General features: G+C 67.8%; 23 protein-coding genes. 15 read left to right on the top strand and 8 right to left on the bottom strand.

What is annotated here, in order from left to right; translation table 11 throughout:
* Window positions 1–169: 169 nt before the first annotated feature.
* Both groL and groES read right to left on the bottom strand, forming a co-directional pair.
* Complete coding sequence (groL, locus tag FJV46_RS03850) at window positions 170–1,783, bottom strand: chaperonin GroEL (RefSeq protein ID WP_087029784.1); 1,614 nt, start codon at window positions 1,781–1,783, stop codon at window positions 170–172.
* Between the two features lie 72 nt (window positions 1,784–1,855).
* Entirely contained in the window at window positions 1,856–2,152 is a 297-nt protein-coding gene (groES, locus tag FJV46_RS03845; protein ID WP_028280864.1) for a co-chaperone GroES, read from the bottom strand.
* Between the two features lie 320 nt (window positions 2,153–2,472).
* Here groES and FJV46_RS03840 point away from each other — a divergent pair, with 320 nt between their 5' ends.
* The 6 genes from FJV46_RS03840 (at window position 2,473) to FJV46_RS03815 (ending at window position 8,287) form a co-directional block, all read left to right on the top strand.
* On the top strand, window positions 2,473–3,417 hold the full coding sequence (locus tag FJV46_RS03840; protein WP_087029787.1) for a siderophore ABC transporter substrate-binding protein: 945 nt from the start codon (window positions 2,473–2,475) through the stop codon (window positions 3,415–3,417).
* Window positions 3,418–3,537: 120 nt separating this feature from the next.
* Window positions 3,538–4,464, top strand: coding sequence for an ABC transporter permease (locus FJV46_RS03835; protein WP_232008428.1), 927 nt, complete (start codon window positions 3,538–3,540; stop codon window positions 4,462–4,464).
* Window positions 4,454–5,467, top strand: a complete 1,014-nt coding sequence (locus FJV46_RS03830) for an iron chelate uptake ABC transporter family permease subunit (RefSeq protein ID WP_197715693.1) — start codon at window positions 4,454–4,456, stop codon at window positions 5,465–5,467. The genes FJV46_RS03835 and FJV46_RS03830 overlap by 11 nt, the downstream gene beginning before the upstream one ends.
* The gene (locus FJV46_RS03825) at window positions 5,464–6,222 is read left to right on the top strand and encodes an iron ABC transporter ATP-binding protein (RefSeq protein ID WP_087029794.1); all 759 of its coding nucleotides are present in this window, start codon (window positions 5,464–5,466) and stop codon (window positions 6,220–6,222) included. The genes FJV46_RS03830 and FJV46_RS03825 overlap by 4 nt, the downstream gene beginning before the upstream one ends.
* Before the next feature lie 9 nt (window positions 6,223–6,231).
* Window positions 6,232–7,446: a class I SAM-dependent methyltransferase gene (locus tag FJV46_RS03820; RefSeq protein ID WP_087029797.1), complete on the top strand. Its 1,215-nt coding sequence runs from the start codon at window positions 6,232–6,234 to the stop codon at window positions 7,444–7,446.
* 118 nt (window positions 7,447–7,564) lie between these two features.
* Entirely contained in the window at window positions 7,565–8,287 is a 723-nt protein-coding gene (locus FJV46_RS03815) for an HAD family hydrolase (RefSeq protein ID WP_087029800.1), read from the top strand.
* A 92-nt stretch (window positions 8,288–8,379) separates the two neighbouring features.
* Here FJV46_RS03815 and FJV46_RS03810 read toward each other — a convergent pair whose 3' ends face one another.
* On the bottom strand, window positions 8,380–9,396 hold the full coding sequence (locus FJV46_RS03810; RefSeq protein WP_087029803.1) for a LacI family DNA-binding transcriptional regulator: 1,017 nt from the start codon (window positions 9,394–9,396) through the stop codon (window positions 8,380–8,382).
* Window positions 9,397–9,845: 449 nt separating this feature from the next.
* Here FJV46_RS03810 and FJV46_RS03805 point away from each other — a divergent pair, with 449 nt between their 5' ends.
* The 3 genes from FJV46_RS03805 to FJV46_RS03795 all read left to right on the top strand — a co-directional run bounded on the left by FJV46_RS03805 (window position 9,846) and on the right by FJV46_RS03795 (window position 11,506).
* Entirely contained in the window at window positions 9,846–10,175 is a 330-nt protein-coding gene (locus tag FJV46_RS03805; RefSeq protein WP_087029806.1) for a hypothetical protein, read from the top strand.
* Window positions 10,176–10,195: 20 nt separating this feature from the next.
* Window positions 10,196–10,690 (top strand): Cys-tRNA(Pro) deacylase, encoded by a 495-nt coding sequence (gene ybaK / locus FJV46_RS03800; protein WP_087029809.1) that lies wholly within the window; start codon window positions 10,196–10,198, stop codon window positions 10,688–10,690.
* Between the two features lie 135 nt (window positions 10,691–10,825).
* Complete coding sequence (locus FJV46_RS03795) at window positions 10,826–11,506, top strand: DUF305 domain-containing protein (protein WP_087029813.1); 681 nt, start codon at window positions 10,826–10,828, stop codon at window positions 11,504–11,506.
* 372 nt (window positions 11,507–11,878) lie between these two features.
* Here FJV46_RS03795 and FJV46_RS03790 read toward each other — a convergent pair whose 3' ends face one another.
* The 3 genes from FJV46_RS03790 to FJV46_RS03780 form a co-directional block, all read right to left on the bottom strand.
* The gene (locus tag FJV46_RS03790) at window positions 11,879–12,745 is read right to left on the bottom strand and encodes a PhzF family phenazine biosynthesis protein (protein ID WP_087029819.1); all 867 of its coding nucleotides are present in this window, start codon (window positions 12,743–12,745) and stop codon (window positions 11,879–11,881) included.
* 31 nt (window positions 12,746–12,776) lie between these two features.
* Window positions 12,777–14,231 (bottom strand): APC family permease, encoded by a 1,455-nt coding sequence (locus FJV46_RS03785; protein ID WP_087029822.1) that lies wholly within the window; start codon window positions 14,229–14,231, stop codon window positions 12,777–12,779.
* Window positions 14,232–14,385: 154 nt separating this feature from the next.
* Window positions 14,386–15,240 (bottom strand): S1 family peptidase, encoded by an 855-nt coding sequence (locus tag FJV46_RS03780; RefSeq protein ID WP_087029825.1) that lies wholly within the window; start codon window positions 15,238–15,240, stop codon window positions 14,386–14,388.
* A 293-nt stretch (window positions 15,241–15,533) separates the two neighbouring features.
* On the opposite strand from FJV46_RS03780, the gene FJV46_RS03775 reads away from it, so the two are divergent.
* From FJV46_RS03775 to FJV46_RS03755, 5 genes are all read left to right on the top strand, one after another.
* Window positions 15,534–17,597, top strand: a complete 2,064-nt coding sequence (locus FJV46_RS03775) for a beta-galactosidase (protein ID WP_087029828.1) — start codon at window positions 15,534–15,536, stop codon at window positions 17,595–17,597.
* The gene (locus tag FJV46_RS03770) at window positions 17,584–18,513 is read left to right on the top strand and encodes a carbohydrate ABC transporter permease (RefSeq protein ID WP_087029831.1); all 930 of its coding nucleotides are present in this window, start codon (window positions 17,584–17,586) and stop codon (window positions 18,511–18,513) included. Before FJV46_RS03775 ends, FJV46_RS03770 begins: the two co-directional genes overlap by 14 nt.
* 95 nt (window positions 18,514–18,608) lie before the next feature.
* Entirely contained in the window at window positions 18,609–19,442 is an 834-nt protein-coding gene (locus FJV46_RS03765; RefSeq protein WP_087030361.1) for a carbohydrate ABC transporter permease, read from the top strand.
* An 85-nt stretch (window positions 19,443–19,527) separates the two neighbouring features.
* Entirely contained in the window at window positions 19,528–20,859 is a 1,332-nt protein-coding gene (locus tag FJV46_RS03760; protein WP_087029833.1) for an ABC transporter substrate-binding protein, read from the top strand.
* Between the two features lie 86 nt (window positions 20,860–20,945).
* Window positions 20,946–22,841 carry an alpha-amylase family protein gene (locus FJV46_RS03755; protein WP_087029836.1) on the top strand — a complete coding sequence of 632 codons (1,896 nt, stop codon included), beginning with the start codon at window positions 20,946–20,948 and terminating at the stop codon, window positions 22,839–22,841.
* Between the two features lie 14 nt (window positions 22,842–22,855).
* On the opposite strand, the gene FJV46_RS03750 is transcribed toward FJV46_RS03755, so the two are convergent.
* Window positions 22,856–23,674 carry a shikimate 5-dehydrogenase gene (locus FJV46_RS03750; protein WP_256940820.1) on the bottom strand — a complete coding sequence of 273 codons (819 nt, stop codon included), beginning with the start codon at window positions 23,672–23,674 and terminating at the stop codon, window positions 22,856–22,858.
* Window positions 23,675–23,824: 150 nt separating this feature from the next.
* Here FJV46_RS03750 and FJV46_RS03745 point away from each other — a divergent pair, with 150 nt between their 5' ends.
* The gene (locus tag FJV46_RS03745) at window positions 23,825–24,964 is read left to right on the top strand and encodes a glutamate--cysteine ligase (protein WP_087029839.1); all 1,140 of its coding nucleotides are present in this window, start codon (window positions 23,825–23,827) and stop codon (window positions 24,962–24,964) included.
* A 71-nt stretch (window positions 24,965–25,035) separates the two neighbouring features.
* Here FJV46_RS03745 and FJV46_RS03740 read toward each other — a convergent pair whose 3' ends face one another.
* Window positions 25,036–25,281, bottom strand: a complete 246-nt coding sequence (locus tag FJV46_RS03740) for a hypothetical protein (RefSeq protein ID WP_087029842.1) — start codon at window positions 25,279–25,281, stop codon at window positions 25,036–25,038.
* Window positions 25,282–25,290 lie beyond the last annotated feature (9 nt).

Here is a 25,290-nt window from a genome sequence, read left to right as displayed (position 1 = left end):
TGTTCGAACATTCCCACGGCTCGGCGTCCCATGTGGGCTCGATGCGTCGAACAGGGCGACCGAGGGTGCCCGCTCGAAAGAGGCGGAACACAGAAGCACCCCGGCTCCGAGGAGCCGGGGTGCTTCTGATCCAGACCGCTGCTCGAAAGGTCGAGCCGCCGATGAGGTCCTAGTGCGAGTGGCCGTGGCCCTCGTCGTCGGACTCTTCCGGCTTCTCGACGACGAGCGTCTCGGTGGTCAGCACCAGGGCCGCGATGGAGGCCGCGTTGCGCAGTGCGGAGCGCGTCACCTTCACGGGGTCGATGATGCCGGCGTCCACCAGGTTCTCGTACTCGCCGGTCGCGGCGTTGAAGCCATGGCCCACCTCGAGGTCCGAGACCTTGGCGACGACGACGTAGCCCTCGTGGCCGGCGTTCTCGGCGATCCAGCGCAGCGGCTGGGCGAGGGCACGGCGGACGAGCCCGACGGCCGTCGCGGCGTCACCTTCGAGTGCGAGGACGGCGGGGTCGGTGTCCAGCGCCTTGCCGGCGTGCACCAGCGCGGAGCCACCACCGGCGACGATGCCCTCTTCGAGAGCGGCACGCGTGGAAGACACAGCGTCCTCGATGCGGTGCTTCTTCTCCTTGAGCTCCACCTCCGTGGCGGCGCCGACCTTGATGACGCCGATGCCGCCGGCGAGCTTCGCGAGGCGCTCCTGGAGCTTCTCGCGATCCCAGTCGGAGTCGGTGCGCTCGACCTCGGCGCGGATCTGCGCCACGCGGTCGGCGACGTCGGACTCGCTGCCCGTGCCGTCGACGATGGTGGTGGCGTCCTTGGTGACCGTGATCCGGCGTGCGGAACCCAGCACTTCGAGACCCACCTGATCGAGCTTGAGCCCGAGATCCGGGGAGACGACCTGTGCACCCGTGAGGGTGGCGATGTCCTGCATCATGGCCTTGCGGCGGTCACCGAAGCCGGGCGCCTTGACGGCGACGACGTTCAGGGTGCCGCGGATCTTGTTGACGACGAGCGTGGACAGGGCCTCGCCCTCGATGTCCTCGGCGATGATGAAGAGCGGCTTGCCGGCCTGGAGGGCCTTCTCGAGCAGCGGCAGGAATTCCTGCAGCGAGGAGATCTTGCCGGAGTTGATCAGGATGAGCGCGTCCTCGAGGACGGCTTCCTGGCGCTCGGCGTCGGTCACGAAGTACGGGGAGAGGTATCCCTTGTCGAACTGCATGCCCTCGGTGAGGACCAGCTCGGTCTGCGTGGTCGAGGATTCCTCGATCGTGATGACGCCGTCCTTGCCGACCTTCTCGAAGGCCTCGGCGAGCAGGTCTCCGACCTCGGTGCTCTGGGCGGAGATGGAGGCGACGTTGGCGGTCTGCTGACCGACGACCTCGCGGGCGTTCTCCAGCAGGCGCGTGGCGACGGCCTCGACCGCCACCTCCATGCCGTGCTTGAGCTGCCCGGGCGCCGCGCCGGCGGCCACGTTGCGCAGGCCTTCCTTGACGAGAGCTTGGGCGAGGACGGTCGCGGTGGTGGTTCCGTCACCGGCGACGTCGTTGGTCTTGGTCGCCACTTCCTTGGCCAGCTGTGCGCCGAGGTTCTCGTACGGGTCATCGAGCTCGACCTCGCGGGCGATCGTGACGCCGTCGTTCGTGATGGTGGGGGCGCCCCACTTCTTATCGAGCACGACGTTGCGTCCGCGCGGGCCCAACGTCACCTTGACGGTGTTCGCGAGCTTGTCCACGCCGGCCTCGAGGGCACGGCGGGCGGCGTCGTTGAATTCCAACTGCTTTGCCATTGTTGATTCCTTTCAGGCTGGTGCAGCGAGAAAAACCCCGGCCACGACGGGCCGGGGTTTCTCCTGTGGGTGCTACTTGACGACGATGGCGAGGACGTCGCGAGCCGAGAGCACCAGGTACTCCTGGCCTCCGTGCTTGACCTCGGTTCCGCCGTACTTCGAGTAGATGACGATGTCGCCCTCGGCGACGTCGACGGGGACGCGGTTGCCGTTGTCGTCGACGCGACCCGGTCCAACTGCTACGACCTCGCCCTCCTGGGGCTTTTCCTTGGCCGTGTCCGGGATGACGAGGCCGGAAGCAGTGGTCTGCTCGGCTTCGAGGGGGCGGACGACAATGCGATCCTCAAGGGGCTTAATAGAGACCGACACTCGGGCTCTCCTTTGCGTTGGTTACCAATGGATTGAAGGCCGTCGGGCTGGGCGTGAACCGTCGTCGCGGTGCCGGTGAACGCTTCCCTCGGGATTAGCACCCACAACGAGTGAGTGCCAACTCCGACTGTATGCAAGGGCTGGCACTCGGTCAAGGCGAGTGCCAGTTCATCTCTCCCGGCGCGTGCTGTGACGTACGTCATGTCGGATTAGGGCACAGTTTGTTTGCGTAATGGACGGGTATCCCCCTACATTCGATGAGGTAAGGCTCTCCTTACTTCTTCGCCCGGCATCGGCCGGCCCAACCCCTGGAGTCTCCCATGGCACACGTGCGCCTCGCCGTCCTGTCCGCCGCAGCTGCGGTCACCCTGGCCCTCACCGCCTGCGGCGGCTCCTCCGAGGCGGCCGACGAACCGGCCACCGCATCGACCGTCACCATCGACCATGCCCAGGGAACCACCGAGGTCCCCGTCGACCCGGAGACCGTGTTCACCTTCGACCTCGGCGCACTGGACACCCTCGATGCCCTCGGCGTCGACGTCGACGGCGTGCCGCAGGGGACACTCCCGGCTCAGCTCTCGGCTTACGCCGGCGGCGGGACCACGTCCATCGGCTCGATGAAGGAGCCCGACTTCGAGGCGATCGCCGCCGCGGCCCCCGATCTCATCATCATCTCCGGGCGGGTGGCGGACTCCTACGACGAACTGACGGAGATCGCTCCCACGATCGACCTCAGCGTGGACGCAGCCGATCCGATTCCCAGCTTCAAGGAGCACACCGCGTCGCTCGGGCGGATCTTCGGGCTGGAGGACGAGGTGGCCGAGCGCCTCGAGGCACTCGATGCAACCATCTCCGAGACCCGAGAGGCCGCGGCGACCGCCGGCAACGGGCTGATCCTGATGACCAGCGCCGGTGAGGTCACTGCCTACGGCGCGGGCTCCCGCTTCGGCCTCATCCACGACGTACTGGGCGTGGAACCCGCCGCGACCGTCACGTCCGAGGGCACGCACGGCGAGGCCGTCTCCTTCGAATACATCGCGGACGTCAATCCCGCCCACCTGTTCGTCATCGACCGGGACGCAGCAGTCGGCGAGGCGGGCGCAGCCGGTGCCGCGGTGCTCGACAACGAGCTGGTCGACCGGACGGACGCCGCGAAGAACGATGCCGTCACCTACCTCGATTCCGCCGGCTGGTACCTCATCGGATACGGGCTGAACAACCTCGACGCCATGATCTCGGCGATCAACGAGGCCGTCTCGGCCTAGCCCGGTCCGCCGCCTCCCGCGGCCGGCGTCCCCATGGCATCAGTCTCCCTCAGGCCGGCACGGTCTCCCCGGCAGCACGGCCCTCACCGTCCGCACGCCCTGTGGGTTGCCGGTGGGGCCGTGCTCCTGCTTGCCGTGATCAGCCTGTTCGTCGGCGTCTCCAACGTCTCCCCCGCCCAGCTGATGTCCGGCGACCCGCTCGTGTGGCAGACCTTCCTCGTCAGCCGGGTGCCGCGTACCCTGGCGGTCGTCCTGGCCGGTGTCGCCCTGAGCATCGCCGGCTTCATCCTGCAGCTCATGGCACGCAATCGGTTCGTGGAGCCCTCGACCGTCGGCACGGTCGAGTCCGCGACGGCGGGGATCCTCGTCGCGACACTGCTCCTCCCCGGGGCTCCCGTCGTGGGAAAGATGGTCGTCGCCGCACTCTTCGCCATGGCCGGCACAGCACTCTTCCTCTCGGTGCTGCGCCGCATCCCCCTCCGCAACACACTGGTGGTGCCGCTGGTCGGCATCATGCTCGGTGGTGTCATCGCTGCGGTCACCACCTTCTCCGCCTACCGCTTCGACCTGCTGCAGACCCTGAACACGTGGATGATCGGCGACTTCTCCGGACTGATCCGCGGGCGCTACGAGCTCCTCTGGCTGGTCGCCGTGCTGGCCGCCGTCGGCTACATCTGCGCGGACCGGTTCACGGTGGCCGGCATGGGCGAGGAATTCACCACCAACCTCGGGCTGGACTACCGCCGCACGATGAACCTGGGCCTGATCCTGGTGAGCCTCATCAGCGCCGTCGTCGTCGTGGTGGTCGGATCCATCCCCTTCCTCGGGTTGATCGTGCCGAATCTGGTGTCGCTGCTGATCGGTGACAACGTGCGCCGCGCGGTCCCCTGGATAGCGGTGTTCGGGGCGGGCTTCGTCCTCACCTGCGACATCATCGGCCGGAGCATCCGTTTCCCCTACGAGGTCCCGGTGGGCGTGATCGTCTCGGTGGTGGGCAGCGCACTGTTCATCGCCCTGCTCGTCAGGAGGGGTACAGGTGCGCGCTAAGACCGATCCGCTGCCCACCGCCGTCCTGCAGAGCACGCGAAAGCCTGTCCGCACCGTGCCGCCGCGCGCCTGGATCGTCGTCCTCGGCACCGCGGCCGCGGCGCTGGTCGCAGCCTTCCTGCTGGTGGGACTCGAGGGGAACCTCGCCTACGTCCTGCCGCGCAGGCTCAACCGGGTCGGTGCGATGATCCTGGTCGCCGTGGCGGTGGCCGTGTCCACGGTCCTGTTCCAGACGGTCACCGGCAACAGGATCCTGACGCCGTCCATCATGGGGCTGGATGCCCTCTACGTCCTCATTCAGACGGTGCTGGTGTTCGCGTTGGGTGCCCGGACGGTCCTGACCATGCCGACCACGGCCCGCTTCTCCATCGAGGTGGTGCTGATGGTCGCCTTCTCCTGGCTGCTCTACCGGTGGCTCTTCGCGGGCGGCGGTCGTAGCCTCCATCTCCTGCTGCTCGCGGGAATCGTCTTCGGAGTGTTCTTCCGGGGCGCCTCGTCGCTGCTGCAACGCCTCATGGACCCGAGCGAGTACATCATCCTGCAGGATCTGTTCTTCGCGAGCTTCAACCGCGTCGATCCCACGCTCCTGTACGTGTCGGCGCTCGTCGTCGCCGGGCTGTGCGTCCCGGCGTGGCGGCTTCGCCACCGGCTCGACGTCCTCGCCCTGGGCCGTGACACCGCGGTGGGCCTCGGCGTCGACCACCGCCGGACCGTGACGCTGGTCCTGGTGATCTGTTCCGTGCTCGTCGCCGTGTCCACCGCACTGGTGGGACCCGCCACCTTCTTCGGGCTCCTGGTCTCCGCCCTCGCCTACCAGCTGTGCAGTCGGTTCCGCCACGCCGTGGTCCTCCCGATCGCCGTCCTCCTCGGTGTGATCGCCCTCGTGGGGGGCCAGCTGGTCCTCGAGCAGGTCTTCGCCTTCGACACGGCCCTCAGCATCGTCATCGAATTCACCGGTGGCATCGTGTTCCTCGTCCTCCTCCTGAAAGGCCGTGTCCGGTGATCACCCTCGAGAACGCCACCAAACGCTACGGGACGACGACCGTGGTGGACGGCGTCAGCGCCACCATCCCGGGCGGCGGCGTCACGTCCATCATCGGACCGAACGGCGCCGGCAAGTCGACCCTGCTGTCCATGATGAGCAGGCTCCTGCCGCTCGACGCCGGGACGGTCCACGTGGACGGTCTCGATGTCAGCACCACGCCGGGACGGGTGCTCGCGCGGACACTCGGGATCCTCCGGCAGGAGAACCAGCTGACCGTCCGCCTGACGGTGCGCGACCTCGTCGGCTTCGGCCGGTTCCCGCACAACGGCGGCCGGCCCACCGTCCTGGACCGCGAACACATCGAGCGTGCGCTGGACTATCTCGACCTCAGCGGACTGGCGGACCGCTTCGTCGACGAGCTCTCCGGGGGCCAGCGCCAACGTGCCTTCATCGCCATGGTGCTGGCGCAGGACACCGACGTGATCCTGCTGGACGAGCCCCTGAACAACCTGGACATGAAGCACTCCGTGGAGATGATGCAGCTGCTTCGCCGGCTCGTCGACGAGCTCGGCAAGACCGTGGTGCTGGTCATCCACGACATCAATTTCGCGTCCTGCTACTCGGACACCCTCATGGCCATGAGGGACGGCGCGGTCATCCACCAGGGACCGCCCGAGGAGATCATGACACCCGCGGTCCTGCGCGACGTGTACGACGTGGACATCCAGGTGGAGCTCATCCGGGGCCATCGGATCGGTGTCTACTTCGCCTAGTCTGGCCGTATGGCTTCGGACAATATCGCGGACATCCTCACCCCCGAGGGCTGGGACCTGCTGAACTCGCTCGGTCCCTACACGGAGGCGGACAGCCTCCGCCTTACGGAGCAGTTGCGGAAATCGGGGTATGCGCCCGGGATGGTCGCCGCAGCCCTCACACAATCGCGACTCCGGGCGAAGGCCTCCGCCAAGTTCGGGCCCTTCGCCGAGCACATGGTGTTCACCGCAGCGGGGCTGGAGCAGGCCACCCGGCTCACGGTCGCGGCCCGCCACGCGAAGCGCTTCGTCGACGCCGGCCTCCTGCGGGTCGCCGATCTCGGCTGTGGACTCGGCGCCGACAGCATGGCCCTCGCAACGCTCGACCGCGAGGTCACTGCCGTCGAGCTCGACGAGACCACCGCCGCGGCCGCGACCATGAATCTCATGCCCTTCCCCAACGCGCGAGTGGTGAACGCGGATGCCTCCGATGTGGACATTGCCGGATACGACGGCGTGTGGCTCGACCCTGCCCGCAGGACGACGTCGACGTCGGGTACGGCACGGATCTTCGACCCGGAGGCCTTTTCCCCTCCGCTCTCCTTCGTGCAGGAACTCGCCAACGGTGGGAAGCCGGTCGGCGTGAAGATGGGACCCGGCATGCCGCACGCGTCCATCCCGGAAACGTGCGAGGCCCAGTGGGTCTCGGTGGACGGCGATGTCACCGAGGTGGCTCTGTGGTTCAACGCCCTCCGGCGGGCGGACGTCCGCCGGGCCGCGCTGGTGATCGGCGCGAGCGGCGCTGCGGAGATGGTGTCCGCGGCGGAGTTCGGCGAGGGTCCCACCGCGGCGATCGGAGAGCCCGGAGGCTACCTCTACGAGCCCGACGGCGCCGTCATCCGCGCCGAACTCGTGGCGGACCTGGCTGCCGAGGTGGGTGGGCACCTGCTGGACCCGATGATCGCCTACATCTGCGCACCCACCTACGTCGACACGCCCTTCGCCCGCGCATACCGGGTCCTCGACGTGCGCCCCTACAACGTCAGGGCGCTCAAGGCCTGGGTGCGCTCCGAGGGGATCGGCGTCCTGGACATCAAGAAACGCGGCCTCTCCGTCACGCCCGAGGAGGTCCGGAAGCAGGTGCTGACCGGCTCCGGCAAGGGCCGCCGGAAGGCCACCCTCGTGCTGACGCGTATCGGTGAGGACCGCGTGGCGATCGTCGTCGAGCCCGTGCCGGCGGTGTGACCCCGCCACCCTGCGCCGTCCTGTCCCTGCGCTGCAAGCACGGGTGCGCAGGGACAGGACAGGCCGGGATTCCTACACTGGTGGATCAGGGACGACTCGACGAACGGAAGGACGGCGCATGGCGGACGGACAGGATCAGGACAGGACAACGGCAGGCGTACGGCACGGAGTCCTCTTCGACGTGGACGGGACGCTCGTGGATTCGAACTACCAGCACACCATCGCGTGGTGGCAGGCCTTCCGGCGCTTCGGGTACGACGTCCCGCTGGCCGAAATCCACCGCGCCATCGGCATGGGCGGTGACAAGCTCGTGGCGCACCTGTTGGGAGATGATCGCGATCCGGAACAGGATACCGACCTCGATTCGACGCACGGCGCCATCTTCTCGAGCTACTGGCCCGGCCTCCGGCCGTTCGAGGGCGCGGGCGATCTTGTCCGCCGCTGCGCGGCCGACGGCCTCACGGTGGTCCTCGCATCCTCCGCCTCGCAGCAGGAACTCGGCGTGCTGCGGGGCATCATCGACGCCGATGACGCCATCAGCGCGGCCACGAGTTCGCGCGACGCCGAGAACAGCAAGCCCTCCCCCGACATCCTCGTGGCAGCCCTGGAGGCCGGCGGGCTGGAAGCGGCGAACACAGTGTTCGTCGGGGATTCGGTCTGGGACGTCCACGCGGCGTCGGAGCTGGACATCCCAACCATCGGCCTCGCGTCCGGCGGAACGAGCGAGGCGGAACTGCGGGATGCCGGTGCCGTCGAGGTGTACAAGGACATCCGCGTACTCTTGGAGGCCTTCGACGACGGCGCGCTCCACCGGCTCACGACGGCGGACACCGGCGCCTAGGAGTCGTCGCTGCTGAGGAGCCGCCGCCGTGCGCTGAGGAGCTCGATCCCGAGACATCCGATCCACATGACGGGCGCTCCTCTCCTCGGCGCCTATGCGGAATCCCGCCAGACCACCACCGTGTCCAGCACCTGCACCGGGCTCGGCAAACCCCGGATCTGCGCAAGGACCAGCTCGGCGGCCGTGCTGCCGAGCAGATCGGCGGGCTGCTTGACGGTGGACAGCTGGGGTCGTGTCCGCAGGGCCCAGCTGCTGTCGTCGAATCCGACGATCCCGACGTCGTCGGGCACCTTCCGCCCGGACTCCTGCAGCGCGGTCATGGCGCCTGCGGCGACCGCGTCCGAGGCCGCGAACACGCCGTCGATGTCGGGGCAGCGCTGCAGGAGCTCCTGCATCCCCTCCAATCCTGCCGCGTAGGTGTACAGCGGATACTCGACCACGAGCCCCAGGTCGAAACGATCGCCGAGCGCAGCGCGGAACCCCGTGAAACGGTCATACCCCGAATCGCGATCCATGGCGCTCGCGATCATGCCGATCCGACGACGTCCGGTCGCAACGAGGCGTTCCGTGATGGAGCGTGCGGCGGCGGCATTGTCGATCGCGACGTACGGCAGGTCCGGTGTTCCCGGCGGGTGTCCCACGAAGGCGGCCGGTACGCCGATGTCGCGGACCGCGGAGGCGATCGGATCGGACGCCCGGGCGGAGACAATCACGGCGCCGTCGACGAGCCCGCCGCGCAGGTAGTCGGCGACCCTGCGGCTGTCGCGGTCCGAGTCGATGATCAGCGAGACGAGCTGGTAGTCCGCCTTGGACAGCACCTCGTTGGCGCCGAGCAGGATGGAGCCGATGTTGGGATCCTCGAACAGGAGCGAGTGCGGTTCGTGGATGATGAGCGCGATGGCGCGCGATTCCTGCGTGACGAGATTACGGGCGGCCGAGTTGCGCACATACCCGACCCGCGCGATCGCCTCCTCGACGGCCACGCGCGCCTCGTCGGAGACGTACCGCTCACCGTTGACGACCCGCGAGACCGTCCCCCGCGAGAGCCCCGCCGCCGTCGCGACGTCGTTGATGGTCGCCCGGCGGTTCCGGGTGCGGGGCGAGGGCATATGTGTACTTTAGCGGAGCATCCACAGGCCATCCGTGCGAAAAGAAGCGTAGGGTGGAAGCAGTTGTCTAGAAGAAGGCGACTGCCTTCAGTTCTTCTTGTCGGTCCGCGATCCTCGCATCGGGTACCCATCGGCAGAGCACCATCCCCGATCGGGGCGTGCACCTTGCACCATCGCGAAGCCTTCTTCCACCACCGCCCGCAGGTGGCCCTACCGGCCGTTCTGCGCCGGCCACCGACGCCGGTCCCGTTTCCTCCCGCGCTGTCCTGATGTCCGCGCGCGCCTCCTGATCCGTCCGCGGCCGGCCGCTGAAGTTCCAGAATCCGATCGGGTCGCCGCCGCGCTCCTCCCGCCCCGACTGCTTGCGGGCACAGTCTTCCGCCCCGAGCGCTTCTCCCGCCGACCCACTTTTCGTCGGCCCCCCGGACTACTGCAAAGGAATCATCCCCATGACGCAGCACATCCCCACGTTCCTGCAGGATTGCACCACCGTCACCGCCGACGGCTCCCTCGTCTCCTTCGACGAACTGGAGGGCCTGTACCTGTACTGGTGCTCCACCCGCTCGGAGGCGCCGCTCGACGTCGAGGTGCTTGCCGAGGCGCTCGCGTCCCGCGGCGTGGACCGGACGCTCCGGCACGGCGTCGAGTACGCCGAGGGACTCGTGCTCACGGGTAGCGTGATGGCAGAGTTCATTCTTACCTGTGACTTCAGCGGTGTCTGGGGACAGCCCGACCCTTGGGACCTCGCTCCCGCGCAGGATGTCGCGACCGCCTCGTAGAACCACCCGAAGGAGCAGCTGTGGGCCGACGAACACCCGGTGCCCGCAGCACTCCCGCGCTCTCCGCGCTGTCGGCCGCGGGCATCGACTTCACCGCCCGCCCCTATCAGCATGACGACGGCGCCCCCTCCTACGGGCTCGAAGCCGCTGCAGCGCTGGGCGTCGAGCCGGAGCGGGTGTTCAAGACGCTCATGGCCAGCGTCGACGGCACACTCACTGTCGCGGTCGTCCCGGTCAGTGGCTCCCTCGACCTGAAGGCGCTGGCCGCCGCGCTCGGCCGGCACCGGGCGGTGATGGCGGATCCTGCTGCGGCGCAGCGGCGGAGCGGCTACGTCCTCGGGGGGATCTCGCCCATCGGTCAGCGGCAGCCGTCCCCCGTGGTCATCGACGTGTCGGCGCTCTCCCACCGGACTGTCTTCGTCTCGGGAGGGCAACGCGGACTCGACGTCGAACTCGCACCCGCCGATCTCGTCAACGTCACGAACGCGCTCGTCGCGCCCATCGCGGGCACCTGACACCGCGGTTCGCTGACTCACCTCTGTATCAGCCGCAGATAGAATTCGCGGCCCACCGCCTGCTCGTCCGGAGCGGTACGGCCAGGATCTTTGCGAGTCCGCACGCCCATTCGAGCCTTGAAGGATTTGACCACCATGAAGCGTTCCCTTTCCCTTGCCGCACTGACCCTCGCAGCAGTCCTCGCGCTCCCCGCGTGCGGAACCGACTCCGGTGACACGAGCAGCGGTGGCACGAGCAGCAGTGGCACCACCAGCACCGAGGCAGCGGCATCTGCCTCCGGCGCGGACGCTGAAGCCAGCACCAGCGGTGACGCTGTGTCGGAGGAGCACAACCACGCGGACGTGATGTTCGCGCAGCTGATGATTCCGCACCACCAGCAAGCGGTTCGGATGAGCGAGATGATGCTGGCCAAGGACGGCATCAGCCCCGGGATCACCGATCTCGCAACGAAGATCAAGGATGCCCAAGGTCCCGAGATCGAAACCATGACCGGCTGGCTGGACGCCTGGGGGGAACCGTTGGAGCCGGAAGGCGGCATGGACGGCCACGACATGGGTGACATGGGGTCCGAGGCGGACTCGATGGAGGGCATGATGAGCGAGGACCAGATGGCCGACCTCGAATCAGCCGAAGGTACCGAGGCGTCCCGCATGTTCCTGGAATCCATGACAGCCCACCACGAGGGCGCGGTCGACATGGCACGAACCGAGATCGATGACGGCGAGAACCCTGAAGCGGTCGAGCTGGCCGGTATGATCGTCGAGACGCAGAACGCCGAGATCGAGGCGATGAGAGAGCTCCTCGTGGGCCTCTAGGCAGCCCGAAGTCCACCAGCACTACGCCCCGTGGCCCTGACGAGACAGGACGAGGAATTCGGGCGTGTTCGGCCGGTGATGTTCAGTCACGCCGGGGGACGTTCGCGGCTGCGCCCTGAATGGAAACGTCAGCACGTCCCCCTAGGACGGAAGCGCTCCCACAACGTATAACTGGCGGTGAAGGCCCCGGTCGTCTGCGCGTGTATCCCCCATCCGCGTAGCCTCCCCGGGGCCTTCCTTTCCTCGTCCTCGAGCGCACCGGTCACGGTGGTGGCGCTTTGCGATCACCGGCTGGTCCGCCCGGCTCAGCAACGGTGCCGACACTGTGATGCACGCTTCGTAGTGGAGTCCGGTGGGTAGGTAGGACTCGACCTACCGCCCACCCTTGGCGCTGATCCCGCTGTTCGCGCTGATCTGTACCGCGCTTCCCGTGACGGTCACCCCACCCGAGACCGGGACGTGCACCGAGATGACGGACGGCCGGCCGACGTCGGATCCCTGGTGCACGGTGAAGCCCACGGGCGGCGCGATCTCGCCGAGGTCCCTCAGGTAGGCGCCGAGGGCGGCCGCGGCGGATCCCGTCGCTGCATCCTCCCGTACCCCGCCCGGAGGGAACGGATTCCGGGCGTCGAACACGAGCGGCTCCCTCCGGTGGACGACGGCGACGGTGGCACCCCAGCCCTGATCCGCCATCAGCGTCCTGAGTCCGTCGGCATCGTGGTCGAGCCCGCGCAGAACGGTGACAGTGCGTACGGGCACGATGGGATGCAGGTTTCCGGCGAAAGACAGCCGGACGGGCAGGTCCACGGAGAGGTCGTCCTCCGTCAGTCGCAGTCGGCGCAGCAGCTCTGCGCGGACCGCGCCGTCGAGCCCCGTCACGTATGGCTCCACGGTCACGAGGGACGCCCGCAGGTGGCCCTCCGTCACGTGGGTGACGACGTCGATCTCGCCCACGGGCGTCGACAGCAGCAGGCGGCCGGGGCCCTCCCGCTCGGCCAGCGCGACGCCGGTGGCGATCGTCGCGTGACCACAGAACGGGATCTCCGCTTCCGGGGCGAAGAAACGGACGCGTGCCGCTCCGGGAGCGCGGTCCATGACGAAGGCGCTCTCCGCATACCCGATCTCCGCGGCGATGGCCTGCATCTTCGCCGCGTCGAGATGGTCGGCATCGAGCACTATTCCGGCCGGGTTGCCGCCGGCGGGGGTGTCGGTGAAGGCCGCGTAGCGAAGGATCTCCATGCGGCGATGGTATCGGGCGGCCTGCGGAGGGTCAGCCGTCGAGCGAGCTCAGATCCCCCGCCTGCGTGTTGGTCCGACGGTTGATCAGCCACGTGATGAGCCACAGCACCACGCCGATCGCCATGAGGCTGCCCGCGATCTGATACTGGACGGCGTCGCGCCCCACCCACGGGCCGGCCAGGAATGCGCACAGGAGCGCCGCGACGATCGGCAGCGGGCCGGGCGAGGTGAAGAAGACTTTCTGGTTCACGTCCCGCTTGCGGCGCAGCACCACACACGCGACGTTCACGACGGTGAACACGCACAGCAGCAGGAAGGCGGTGGTCCCGGAGAGGTTGGCGACGATATTGCTGTCCGGGTCGCTGGTCACGTACACGATCAGGCCGAGGGCGAGGACGGTCGAGAACGCGATGCCGGCCCAGGGTGTGCAGCGGACGGGGAGCACCTTGCCGAGCGGCCGGGGAAGGACTCCCTGGCGGGCCATCCCGTAGATGAGCCGGCTGGCCATGAGCATGTTGATGAGGGCCGTGTTTGCGACGGCGAACACGGCGAGGAACGGGAAGATCCTGTCGATGGGGAACCCGGGTGAGCCCGCACGGACCACCTCCAGCAGCGCCGCCCCCTCGGCCTCGCGGATGCCCGCGAGCTCGGTGGGGCTGAGGACCGTGACCACGGAGATGGCCACGAGCACGTAGAAGATGACGGCTATCCCCAGGCCCGTGAGCATGGTCCGCGGGAAGATGCGTTCCGGTTCCTGCGTCTCCTCCACCATGTTCACCGAGTCCTCGAAACCGACCATCGCGAAGAAGGCGATGGACGTTGCAGCCGTCACGGCCAGGAACAGGCCTTTGTCCTGTGCGTCCGCGAAGACGAAGATCTGACCGATGTTGCCGTTGCCCTGCGCCATGGCGAAGAAACCGACGCCGATCACGATGCAGAGCGCGGCCATCTCGATGAGGGTGAGTACCACGTTGAACTTCACGCTTTCGCCGACCCCGCGCAGGTTGATGGCGGCGAGCAGCAGCATGAAGGCCAGAGCCACGATCGTGATGACCCCCTGACCCGGCATCTCGAGCCAGCCGTTGACCTCCAGCCCGCCGAAGAAGTTCTGTGCGAGCACGTTCGCCGACGTCGCGGCACTGGTGATGCCCGAGCAGACGACGGCGAAAGCCACCAGGAACGTGACGAAGTGGATGCCGAAAGCCTTGTGGGTGTACAGGGCGGCGCCGGCAGCCTGCGGGTACTGCGTCACCAGTTCGAGATAGGAGAAGGCCGTCATGGTCGCCACGAGGAACGCCAGCAGGAACGGGAGCCAGACGATCCCGCCGACCGTGCCCGCCATGGTGCCTGTGACGGCGTAAACACCGGCACCGAGGATGTCGCCGACGATGAACAGGAGGAGCAGCTTCGGCCCCAGGACCCGCTTCAGCTCCGGCCCCCCCGTCGAGGCGGTCGTGTCGGACACGTGCTCGGCTGATGTGCTCATCGCGGCCTCCCCTTGGTTTTCCACCTCACTGTGGCCCTGTTCGGTGTGGCTGGCAAGAGGCCGGCTCCAGCCGCCCCGGATTGCCGATGATGTGGTGCACCAGAGAAAGGAGCAGGCCCGCGGCAGGCCTGCTCCTTCCGTCGCGGGAGGTAGGTCAGAGGATCTCGGCCAACCAGTCCTGGACCACCGGGATCTCCACCCTCTGGTAGCCGCCGAGGTAGCGGCAGTTCGAGGTGTACCCGTAGCTGGTCACGGCGACGAGGTAGCCGTTGAGGAAGACCGGACCGCCGGAATCCCCGAAGCACGTTCCTCCGCCGCCCCGGTTGTCATTCGGGTTGCCCTGCAACTGCAGGATCTGCGGCGTCAGCTTCTGGCCGGGCGACGTGGTGGTCCGCCTGATCAGGGGGTAGGACATGGGCTGGGGCTTCTGTGGTCCGGCTTCCGGCTTGCGCACTTCAGTGCCGTACCCGACGACCTCGAAGATGGTGCGGTTCAGGGCGGGTGAGCGGAAACCGTCCAGGTACCCGAGAGGCGCTACCTCGGCTGGTTCGATCCCCGTGACCGGAGCGTCCAGGATGACGACGCCGACGTCGTTCCAGTTCGCCGGGTCCGTGAAGTCCGAGTAGTCCGGGTGCGTGACCGCCGTGCCGGAACGGTACCCCGCGGCAGCGAGCTCCGCCCCGGTGTACCCGGCGGAGGGGTCGGCTGCCGCCGGGAAGGGGGCCGGCGGGGCTTCAGCCACGACGGAGTCGAAGGTGACCAGCGTGCTACCCGCGGTCCCCTCGGTGCAGTGCGCCGCGGTCAGGAGGACGGTCGGCTCGATCAGTGTCGCGGAGCAGCGGTAGCGCTGGTTGTCCTCCTCGCTGTAGGCGAGGATCAGCGCCACACTCGGGTGCGCTTCGCCATCGGGCTGGCCGCCCGTGATGGCGGAGGCCGGAGGAGCTACCAGCGTGGAGATGCCGATCGCCGTCGCTGCCAGAAGTGCGGTCTTGCGGAGAAGATGTCCCATCGTTGCGACCTTTCCCGGAGGGGTATGTGGTGGCACGACAGTACAGCCGCCGACACCCCGTCGCCACCGGTACTGCTTCCTCCCTGTCGCGGGAAGCAGGCGGAGTCCGGAGGAGAGTCTGCCGGGAGCCGTGGCTCTTGTTGACAGTGACTGTGACCGTCGTTACTCTGGGAGCGTTCACAGATTCTCGACGGAGAGTACGGCTACCCAATTCTGGGAGCGTTCACAGAACGCACCGGTCCGCTCCCCACGCACACGCACGGGGATCGGCACCGCAGGATCGAGGAGCAGTTTTGGCACGCACAACCACCGTCGCAGGGCTGTCCGGCACCGAACAGCTCGTGTACGGATGCGACTACAACCCCGAGCAGTGGGACAGGTCCGTCTGGGACGAGGACGTGCGGCTCATGAAGGAAGCCGGCGTCAATCTCGTCGCCGTCAACATCTTCGGCTGGGCGGAGATCGAGCCCCACCAGGGCGCTTTCCGCTTCGACGATCTCGACGCCGTCATGGACCTGCTCTCGGCGAACGGCATCGGGGTCAACCTGGGCACCGGGACGTCGTCGCCGCCGGCCTGGCTGACCACCGCGCATCCCGAGGTCCTCCCGCAAGCCGCCGATGGCACCACCCGCTGGCCCGGTGGCCGCCAGGCCGTCTGCCCGAGCTCCCCCATCTACCGCGAACGCGCACTCGCACTGGTCGAACAGGTCTCCGCCCGCTACGGCACGCACCCCGCGCTGCGCCTCTGGCACGTCTCCAACGAACTCGGCTGCCACAACTCCCTGTGCTACTGCGAGGTCTCCGCCGCCTCGTTCCGGCGCTGGCTCCGGTCGCGCTACGGAACCCTCGACGCCCTGAACGCTGCCTGGGGCACTGCGTTCTGGAGCCAGCGCTACTCCGCCTGGGAGCAGATCCTTCCGCCGCGGCTCACGCTCTCCGCGACCAATCCCACGCAGACCCTCGACTTCAACCGCTTCAGCTCCGACGAACTGCTGGCGCACTACAGCGCGGAGGAAGCCGTGCTCCGGCGGAACAGCGACGTGCCCGTCACCACCAACTTCATGGTCGCGGCACACATCCGCAACCAGGACTACTGGACGTGGGCGCCTGAGATGGACGTCATCGCCAACGACCACTACGTGGACCACCGCCTCGAGACCCCCCTGGCGGAACTGGCCTTCGCCGCGGATACGACCCGCGGGCTCGCGCAGGGCCAGCCGTGGCTGCTCATGGAGCACTCCACCGGAGCGGTCAACTGGCAGCCCCGCAACATCGCCAAGGGACCGGGCGAGATGCTCCGCACGTCGCTGACGCACCTCGCACGCGGCGCGGACGGCCTCTGCTTCTTCCAGTGGCGAGCCTCGCTGCAGGGCAGCGAGAAGTTCCACTCGGCCATGCTCCCCCATGCCGGGACCGACTCGCAGACCTGGCGCGACGTCGTCGGGCTGGGGGCCGCGCTCGGCAGGCTGGGCGAACTCGCCGGCACCACCGTGCACGCCGACGTCGCACTCGTCTTCAGCTGGGAGGCATGGTGGGCGCACGACCAGGAGTCCCACCCCTCGGGCGATGTCCGGTACATCGAACAGGTCCATGCCGCCTACACGGCGCTCTGGGAGGCGGGCCTGACGGTCGACGTCGTGGCGCCGGGCGCCGATCTCTCGGCCTACCGGCTCGTGGTGGTCCCCACTCTGTACCTGATCCGTGACGAGCACGCCGCCGTGATCACCGACTTCGTCCGCAACGGCGGCTCGGCCTTCGTCACCTTCTTCAGCGGGATCGTCGACGAGAACGAGCGCGTACGGCCCGGCGGCTATCCCGGGGCGTTCCTCGACCTGCTCGGCATCCGGTCCGAGGAGTTCTTCCCGCTCCATCCGGCGCACCCGTTGACCCTGGACAACGGTTCCCCGGCGTCGCTCTGGTCCGAGACGCTCCGGCTCACCACGGCCGAGGCCGTGCTCCGCTTCGCGACCGGGCCGCACAGCGGCGCTCCAGCGGTGACGCGCAACCGCGTCGGCTCGGGTGAGGCCTGGTACACGGGGACCGTGCTCGACGGCGGGGTCCTGAAGGACCTGCTCCTGCGGGCCGCAGCGGCTGCAGGAGTCCGGCTCCCCGAAGCCCAGTCCGGCCTCGAGTGCGTGACGCGATGCGGCGACGGCCACGACTACATCTTCCTGATCAACCACTCGACCGAGGACCGCAAGCACCGGGTCAGCGGTATGGAACTGCTGACCGCCGAGGCCGTGGCCGACGTCGTCGTGATTCCCGGCGGCGCCGTGCGTGTCGTCCGCACCCCAGCACACCCCGATACCGACGGCTCCTCGCAGGGCCGAAAGGACGCAGGCAATGACCGTCACTAGTACTCCGGCCGGGACAGGCAGCGCGCCTCCCGCCAGGAGGAAGAACCGCTCGTCGGGAGCGCAGCGCCGCGCCGTGGCCCTGTTCATCGCTCCGTTCGCGGTTCTCTTCCTCGCCTTCTACGCGATCCCGATCATCTACGCGATCGTGCAGTCCCTGCTCACCGTCGAGCGCGAGGGAACCTTCGGCAGGCCCCGGCAGGTCTTCGGCGGCTTCGTGCAGTACGAGCAGGTCTTCCAGAACACGGCGTTCTGGGAGTCCGTGGGCCGCGTGCTCCTCTTCGGCGTGGTGCAGGTGCCGATCATGCTCGGCCTGGCCCTGCTGTTCGCCCTGCTCCTCGATTCGCCGCTGCTGAAGGGCAAGAAGTTCTTCCGGCTCGCGTTCTTCGCCCCGTACGCCGTTCCCGGCGTCATCGCCGCCATCATGTGGGGGTTCCTGTACTCGCCGTCGCTCTCCCCCTTCGGAGCCGTGACCTCGAACGTCGACTTCCTCTCCGCGAACCTCGTCCTCTGGGCGATCGCGAACATCGTGACCTGGGTCTACGTCGGCTACAACATGCTCATCATCTACTCCTCGCTGCTCGCCATCCCCACGGAGATCTACGAGGCGGCGCGGCTCGACGGCGCCAGCAACATCCAGATCGCGTGGCGCATCAAGATCCCCCTGGTGATCCCGGCCATCATCCTCACTGCGGTGTTCTCCATCATCGGAACGCTGCAGCTCCTGGCCGAGCCGCAGACGCTCCGTAGCTTCAGCTCGGCGATCAACAGCACGTTCACCCCCAACCTCGCGGTCTACACGACGGCATCGGTGCCGAACTACAACCTCGCCGCGGCCTTCTCGGTGGTTCTCGCCCTCGCCACGTTCATCCTGTCCTTCATCTTCCTAAAGTCGACCCAGCGGAAGGTCACCCAGTGACGGCAGCCCCAGCCACCACCCCGAAGAGCCCGCGCGGCGGGAGCACGACATCGAACAGCGCCGACACCAACGCCCGCGGGCCCCGGCAGAGCGTCATGTCACGCAGTGCCGCGATGCTCATCATGGGTGTCTTCACCCTCTACTTCCTCACCCCGATCTGGTGGCTCCTCACCACGTCCACGAAGACCGGCGGGGAGATCACCTCCACGGCTCCCCTGTGGTTCACCGCGAACTCGCTCGGGACCTTCTTCGAGAACCTCGGACGCCTGTTCTCCTACGGCGACGGGCTCTTCGGGCGGTGGCTGCTGAACTCGGCCCTCTACGCCGGCGTGGGAGCGCTCATCGGCACCGTCATCGCCGCGATGTGCGGATACGCCCTGGCCAAGTACGAGTTCCGGGGCCGCGAGGCCGTGTTCAACATCGTGCTGAGCGGCGTCCTGGTCCCCGCGACGGCGCTGGCCCTCCCGTTGTTCCTCATCTTCAGCCAGGTGAATTTGACCAACACCATGTGGGCCGTGTTCCTGCCGAGCCTCGTCAGTCCGTTCGGCGTCTACCTGGCCCGCATCTACGCGGCGGCGAGCGTCCCCGGGGAACTGCTCGAGGCCGCCCGCCTCGACGGTTCGGGTGAGATCCGGACGTTCTTCACGGTGTCCACGCGCCTCATGGCACCGGCCCTCGTGACGATCTTCCTCTTCCAGTTCGTCGCCATCTGGAACAACTTCTTCCTCCCGCTGATCATGCTCCGCGACCAGTCGCTCTTCCCGGTCACGCTCGGCCTCTACGCCTGGAACAGCCAGATCAGCCAGATCCCCGAACTGCGGTCGCTCGTGATCGTCGGGGCGCTCGTCTCCATCGTCCCGCTGATCATCGCCTTCCTCGCCCTCCAGCGCTTCTGGAGCAGCGGGCTCGGCGCCGGCGGCGTCAAGTAACACCCCTGATCCTCATGACCAGCACTCCGGGTGCCAGGGCGTCCGCCCCCGCACCGCACTGTTCAATCAACCGATAGGAAAGACAATGCGCGCGCATTACGGAAAAGTCACCGCGGCCTTTGCCCTCTCTGCGCTGGCTCTCTCCGGCTGTTCAGCCGGCGGAGACAGCTCGGCGCCAGCTGCCGAGGCAGTCCCCTGCGAAGCATCCGACGGGCCCGTCGAGCTCACCTTCACCACCTGGGTCCCGGGGATGGACCAGGTCGTCGAACTGTGGAACGAGGACAACCCCGACATCCAGGTCACCGTCCAGACCGGCCCCAACGGCAACTCGGGCACGTACCAGAACTTCTTCAACCAGATCCAGGCCGGCAACGCCCCGGACCTCGGCCAGATCGAGTACGACGCCCTGCCGAACTTCCGCGTGCAGGACGGCCTCGAGAACATCGCCGAATGCGAGGGCATCGAAGAGGCCCAGGACCAGTTCGTCGACTGGACGTGGGGGCAGGTGACCTTCGGAGAAGACGGTTCCGTCTATGCAGTTCCCCAGGACAGCGGCCCCATGGCCATGTACTACCGCGCCGACCTCTTCGAGGAGGCGGGCATCGAGGTTCCGACCACGTGGGAGGAGTACGCCGCGGCGGCCGAGCAGATCAAGGCGGAGGGCGCCTACATCACCAACTTCCCGAAGACCGACGTCAACTGGTTCGCCGGGATGGTGTGGCAGAACGGCGGCCAGTGGTTCTCGAACGACGGCGAGAACTGGGACGTGAACCTGACCGGTGAGGAATCCGAGGAAGTGGCCACCTACTGGCAGGACCTCCTGTCCGAGGACCTCGTCTCGACCCTGCCGTCCTTCTCAGACGAATGGAACGCATCCTTCAACACGGGCCAGCAGTGGACCTGGGTCTCCGCGGTCTGGGGAGCCACCACCCTCTCGGACGGCGCACCGGACACCGCCGGCAAGTGGGCCGTAGCACCCATGCCGCAGTGGGAAGCGGACACCCAGAGTGCCGGCAACTGGGGCGGCTCCTCGACGGCAGTGCTGAAGGGCTCCGACCACCCGGCCGAAGCCGCGAAGTTCGCGCTCTGGCTGAACACCGATCCGGAAGCCCTCGCGCTCGCCAACGAGCTGGGCGGCCTGTACCCGGCGGCCAAGTCGGCCACCGAACTGGAGGCCTTCGCCGGCGGCGTCGAGTTCTACGGCGGACAGAAGATCTACGACGTCTTCGCGGAGGCATCCTCCAACGTGGACCCCGACTTCACCTGGGGCCCCACCATGACGCAGACCTACACCGACGTCTCCGACGGCTTCGGTGCTGCCATCGGCGGTTCCGGCACGCTGATGGACGCCCTCGAGACGGGGCAGCAGAAAACCATCGACTCGCTGAAGTCGCAGTCGATCCCGGTCGCCGAATAGCAGCCGCACCTCCTGCTCCGCTCCTGTTGCGCCGCGTCCCGGAAGGGGCGCGGCGCTTCGTGCATCGGCTGCCCTATGGTTGACGGATGACGTCCACCACGCCGGCCGCAGACCAGATCCGAGCGGGGCTGCAGGCCGCGCGGCTCGACTCCACGTCGGAGGCCGACTGGACGTCCTTCGAGGCCCGGTTCGATACGGAGTTCCCACGCCTGCAGTCGCTGTTCCATCGCCTCTACGGGCACGACGCGGACGCGGAGCTCCTGCAGGTGGTCCTCGATGCCGCGGTCTCGTGGCAGGAGCGTCCCGCCGATCTGAAGGCCATCGATGCGTCCCGGGCCATGGCTCCGGACTGGTTCCAGTCCAACAGGACGCTCGGAGGGGTCTGCTATGTGGATCTGTACGCAGGAAGTCTCGCGGGCGTGCGGGAACGTATCCCGTACTTCCGGACGCTCGGTCTCACCTACCTGCACCTGATGCCGCTCTTCCTGGCGCCGGAGGAGAACTCCGACGGCGGTTACGCGGTCTCCAGCTACCGGGACGTGGATCCCCGCCTCGGCACCATGTCGGAACTCGCCGGGCTCGTACGGGAGCTCCGTGAGAACGGGATAGCGCTGGTGGTGGACTTCATCTTCAACCACACTTCGAACGAGCACGCTTGGGCCCGGAAGGCCATCGCCGGCGATCCCGACTTCGCAGATTTCTACTGGATCTTTCCGGACCGTCGGATGCCCGACGCGTTCGAGCAGACCGTCCGCGAGATCTTTCCCGACGACCACCCGGGCTCGTTCGTGCAGCTCGAGGACGGACGCTGGATCTGGGCCTCGTTCCACTCCTTCCAGTGGGATCTGAACTACACCAGTCCGAGGGTCTTCCGCGCGATGGCGGGAGAGATGCTCTTCCTCGCGAACCAGGGCGTGGACATCATCAGGATGGACGCCGTCGCCTTCATCTGGAAGCAGCTCGGCACCGCCTGCGAGAGCCTGCCCGAGGCGCACCTGCTCCTGCAGGCGTTCAACGCCGTCTGCCGGCTCGCAGCGCCGTCGCTCCTGTTCAAGTCCGAAGCGATCGTCCACCCTGACGAGGTGGCGCAGTACATCGATCCCGGCGAGTGCCAGCTCAGCTACAACCCGCTGCAGATGGCCCTGATCTGGAACTCCCTGGCCACGCGCGAGGTCTCGCTCCTGTCGCAGGCGCTCGAACGACGGCACGGCATCCCCGACGGCACCGCCTGGGTCAACTATGTCCGCAGCCATGACGACATCGGCTGGACCTTCTCGGACGAGGACGCCGCGGAACTCGGCATCGACGGGCACGACCACCGCCGTTTCCTCAACGCCTTCTACGTGAACCGGTTCCCCGACAGCTTCGCGCGCGGTGTCCCGTTCCAGGACAATCCCCGGACGGGCGACTGCCGCATCTCCGGGACCACGGCGTCGCTCGCCGGGCTGGAGGCGGGAGACTCCGCCGCGGTGGCCCGGATCCTTCTGGCACACTCGATCATCCTCAGCACGGGCGGCATACCGCTGCTCTATCTCGGCGACGAAGTGGGCCAGCTCAACGACTACGCCTATACGGAGGACCCGGCGAAGGCGGACGACAGCCGCTGGGTGGGCCGTCCCGCCTACCCAACCGAGCGCTACGCTGCGAGGACCGATAGGACGGCGGACGCCGGTGCCGTCTTCACCGATCTCGTGCACCTCATCGACGTCCGGCAATCCACCCCCGAGTTCGCCGGCAGCCGGCTGCTGCCGTTCCACACCCACAATCCGCACGTCCTCGGATACCAGCGGCCGGGGCTGCTCGACGGGGAGGCCTCCACGGTCGTGGTGCTCGCGAACGTCGCGGACACCCCGCAGACGGTCGGCGCCACCACGCTGTCCGGCCTACCCAGGACGGGGGCCGAGCTCATCTCCGGGCGACGTCTTCGCCTCGACACCGCGCTGACCCTGGCCGCCCACGACGTGCTCTGGATCCGCATCTGACCGCTCCGTTCCCGTCAGCCTTCCCGCCGCGAGAACTCCCCGGCCGCCCGGACCTGCTCCGGCGTGGGCCTGATGCCCGTGTAGAGCACGAACTGCTCCTCCGCCTGCAGAGCCACCACCTCGGCGCCCGTGATGACCGGCGTCCCTGCAGCGCGTGCCGCCCGGATCAGCGGCGTCTCCGACGGCGAGGCGACGACGTCGAACACCACGCGCGCGGCGTCGACGGCGTGCTGCGGGAACGCGACCGCGTCCGCGTCGGCACCCGTCATCCCCAACGGCGTCACATTGAGCAGGAGATCCGCCGTCGCCTCCCCCACCTCGGGCTGCCACGCGAACCCGTACAGGTCGGCGAGCGCTCGACCGGTCCGCTCGTTGCGCGCGACGACGGTCACCCGGGTGAACCCCGAGTCCCGGAGCGCCGCGACGACCGCCTTCGCCATCCCGCCCGAACCCCGCACCAGCACCGAATGGGTCGCGGGGACGGAGTGGTCGCGGATCAGCCGCTCGATCGCGAGATAGTCCGTGTTGTAGGCGGTGAGGACGCCGTCGTCGTTCACGATGGTGTTCACCGAGTCGATCGCCCGCGCCGACGGGTCGAGGTGGTCCACGAGGGCGATGACGTCCTCCTTGAAAGGCATCGACACGGCGCAGCCCCGGATCCCCAGTCCGCGCAGTCCGGCGATCGCCGAGGGCAGATCGCTGGTGGTGAAGGCCTTGTAGATGTAGTTCAGCCCCAGCTCCTCGTAGAGGTAGTTGTGGAAGCGCGTGCCGATGTTGCTCGGGCGGGCAGCCAGGGAGATGCAGAGGGTCATGTCTTTGTTCAGGATGGGCACCCGGCCATTCTCCCGCACCGATGCCATCTGTGTGCTGCGCGGACCTCCACAGGCCGCCATCCTCACTACACTTGAGCACGGTCCTCTCTACGACGGCGCATTGCCGAGGCATCAGCACCCCCCGTCCCGTCCCGTTCCAGGAGCGTCTCCTTGACAATCGATTTCGCGCAGTCCGCACAGTCCACCCTCGGTGTCGAGTGGGAACTGGCGCTTGTCGACCGTTACAACGGCGAGCTCGTCTCGGTGGCCAACCAGGTGCTGCGGGGGGTCAGCGCGAACCATCCCGAGCTCCAGGAGGACGACGAGCACCCGCACATCAAGCAGGAGCTCCTGCTGAACACCGTCGAACTCGTGACGGGTGTCTGCACCACGGTCGCCGAAGCCAAGGAGGACCTCGCGCGCTCGCTCGCCGCAGTCCGCGAGGTGACCGATCCCATGGGCGTCGAGCTCTTCTGCGCCGGCTCCCACCCCTTCAGCGCTCCGCGCTCCCAGCAGGTCACCGACCGCGAGCGCTACGCCAAGCTGATCGACCGCACCCAGTGGTGGGGCCAGCAGATGGTCATCTACGGCGTCCACGTGCACGTGGGCCTCGATTCGAGGGACAAAGCCCTCCCGGTGGTGGACGGCCTCGTGAACTACTTCCCGCATTTCCAGGCACTGTCGGCATCATCGCCCTACTGGGGCGGCGAGGACACGGGGTATGCATCGCAGCGGGCACTGATGTTCCAGCAGCTGCCCACCGCCGGCCTTCCGTTCCACTTCGACGACTGGGCCGCTTACGAGTCCTACGTCCAGGACATGTCGACCACGGGAGTCATCGATTCCGTCAGCGAGATCCGCTGGGACATCCGCCCCGTCGGGAACCTCGGCACCGTGGAGATGCGCGTGTGCGACGGCCTGTCCACGCTGCGGGACGTCGGAGCGGTTGCGGCCCTGACCCAGTGCCTGGTGCACGAGTTCTCGACGACGCTGGATGCCGGCGGAGCCATTCCCACCATGCAGCCGTGGCACATCCAGGAGAACAAGTGGCGGGCTGCACGGTACGGCCTGGACGCCATCATCATCCTCGATGCGGCCGGCAACGAGCAGCTGGTCACCGATCACCTCGTCGAGGTCCTGAACCGGCTCGAACCCGTCGCGGCGACCCTGGGGTGCTCCGCCGAGCTCGCGGACGTCGAGGGCATCCTGCAGCGCGGAGCGGGATACCAGCGGCAGCGACGCATAGCCCAGGAGAACGACGGCGATCTGCGCGCCGTGGTGCTCGACATGGTGGAGCAGTTGCGCGCCTGAGGCCGGGCCCGCAGCGGGACGACGAAGGCCGGCCCCCGCAAAGCGGGACGATCGAGGGCATTCCGTCCGGGTCAGCCCGCCGCGCCGCCGAAGCGGTCGTCGGTCGTCGGATTGTCCGCGGGAGCGTCCTCGAGGCCGAGATTGCCCGCCAGCGTCGTCGGCGAGGGGTCGGCGTCGGGCACGGCCTGGTTGGCGATGAGATCGACCTCGTCGGCCGCCGTCAGCGGACCGTCCTGGATCTGCCCGACATCCGTCGGATCGATCCCGTCGGTACTGCCCAGGTCCGTCAGGTGGTGGTCTTGGCTCGGCTTGTCCATACCTCGAGC

The sequence above is a fragment of the Arthrobacter agilis genome, assembly GCF_006494655.1.
Lineage (GTDB): Bacteria > Actinomycetota > Actinomycetes > Actinomycetales > Micrococcaceae > Arthrobacter_D > Arthrobacter_D agilis.
The sequence above is the reverse complement of the archived record's forward strand: the minus strand, read 5'-3'. Positions and strand labels throughout refer to the sequence as shown.

Coding starts and splice junctions, on each gene's coding strand:
- groL (WP_087029784.1), bottom strand. CDS start 1,783: ATGGCAAAGCAGTTGGAATTCAACGACGCCGCCCGCCGTGCCCTCGAG.
- FJV46_RS03840 (WP_087029787.1), top strand. CDS start 2,473: ATGGCACACGTGCGCCTCGCCGTCCTGTCCGCCGCAGCTGCGGTCACC.
- FJV46_RS03820 (WP_087029797.1), top strand. CDS start 6,232: ATGGCTTCGGACAATATCGCGGACATCCTCACCCCCGAGGGCTGGGAC.
- FJV46_RS03815 (WP_087029800.1), top strand. CDS start 7,565: ATGGCGGACGGACAGGATCAGGACAGGACAACGGCAGGCGTACGGCAC.
- FJV46_RS03810 (WP_087029803.1), bottom strand. CDS start 9,396: ATGCCCTCGCCCCGCACCCGGAACCGCCGGGCGACCATCAACGACGTC.
- FJV46_RS03805 (WP_087029806.1), top strand. CDS start 9,846: ATGACGCAGCACATCCCCACGTTCCTGCAGGATTGCACCACCGTCACC.
- FJV46_RS03795 (WP_087029813.1), top strand. CDS start 10,826: ATGAAGCGTTCCCTTTCCCTTGCCGCACTGACCCTCGCAGCAGTCCTC.
- FJV46_RS03790 (WP_087029819.1), bottom strand. CDS start 12,745: ATGGAGATCCTTCGCTACGCGGCCTTCACCGACACCCCCGCCGGCGGC.
- FJV46_RS03785 (WP_087029822.1), bottom strand. CDS start 14,231: ATGAGCACATCAGCCGAGCACGTGTCCGACACGACCGCCTCGACGGGG.
- FJV46_RS03780 (WP_087029825.1), bottom strand. CDS start 15,240: ATGGGACATCTTCTCCGCAAGACCGCACTTCTGGCAGCGACGGCGATC.
- FJV46_RS03770 (WP_087029831.1), top strand. CDS start 17,584: ATGACCGTCACTAGTACTCCGGCCGGGACAGGCAGCGCGCCTCCCGCC.
- FJV46_RS03765 (WP_087030361.1), top strand. CDS start 18,609: ATGTCACGCAGTGCCGCGATGCTCATCATGGGTGTCTTCACCCTCTAC.
- FJV46_RS03760 (WP_087029833.1), top strand. CDS start 19,528: ATGCGCGCGCATTACGGAAAAGTCACCGCGGCCTTTGCCCTCTCTGCG.
- FJV46_RS03755 (WP_087029836.1), top strand. CDS start 20,946: ATGACGTCCACCACGCCGGCCGCAGACCAGATCCGAGCGGGGCTGCAG.
- FJV46_RS03740 (WP_087029842.1), bottom strand. CDS start 25,281: ATGGACAAGCCGAGCCAAGACCACCACCTGACGGACCTGGGCAGTACC.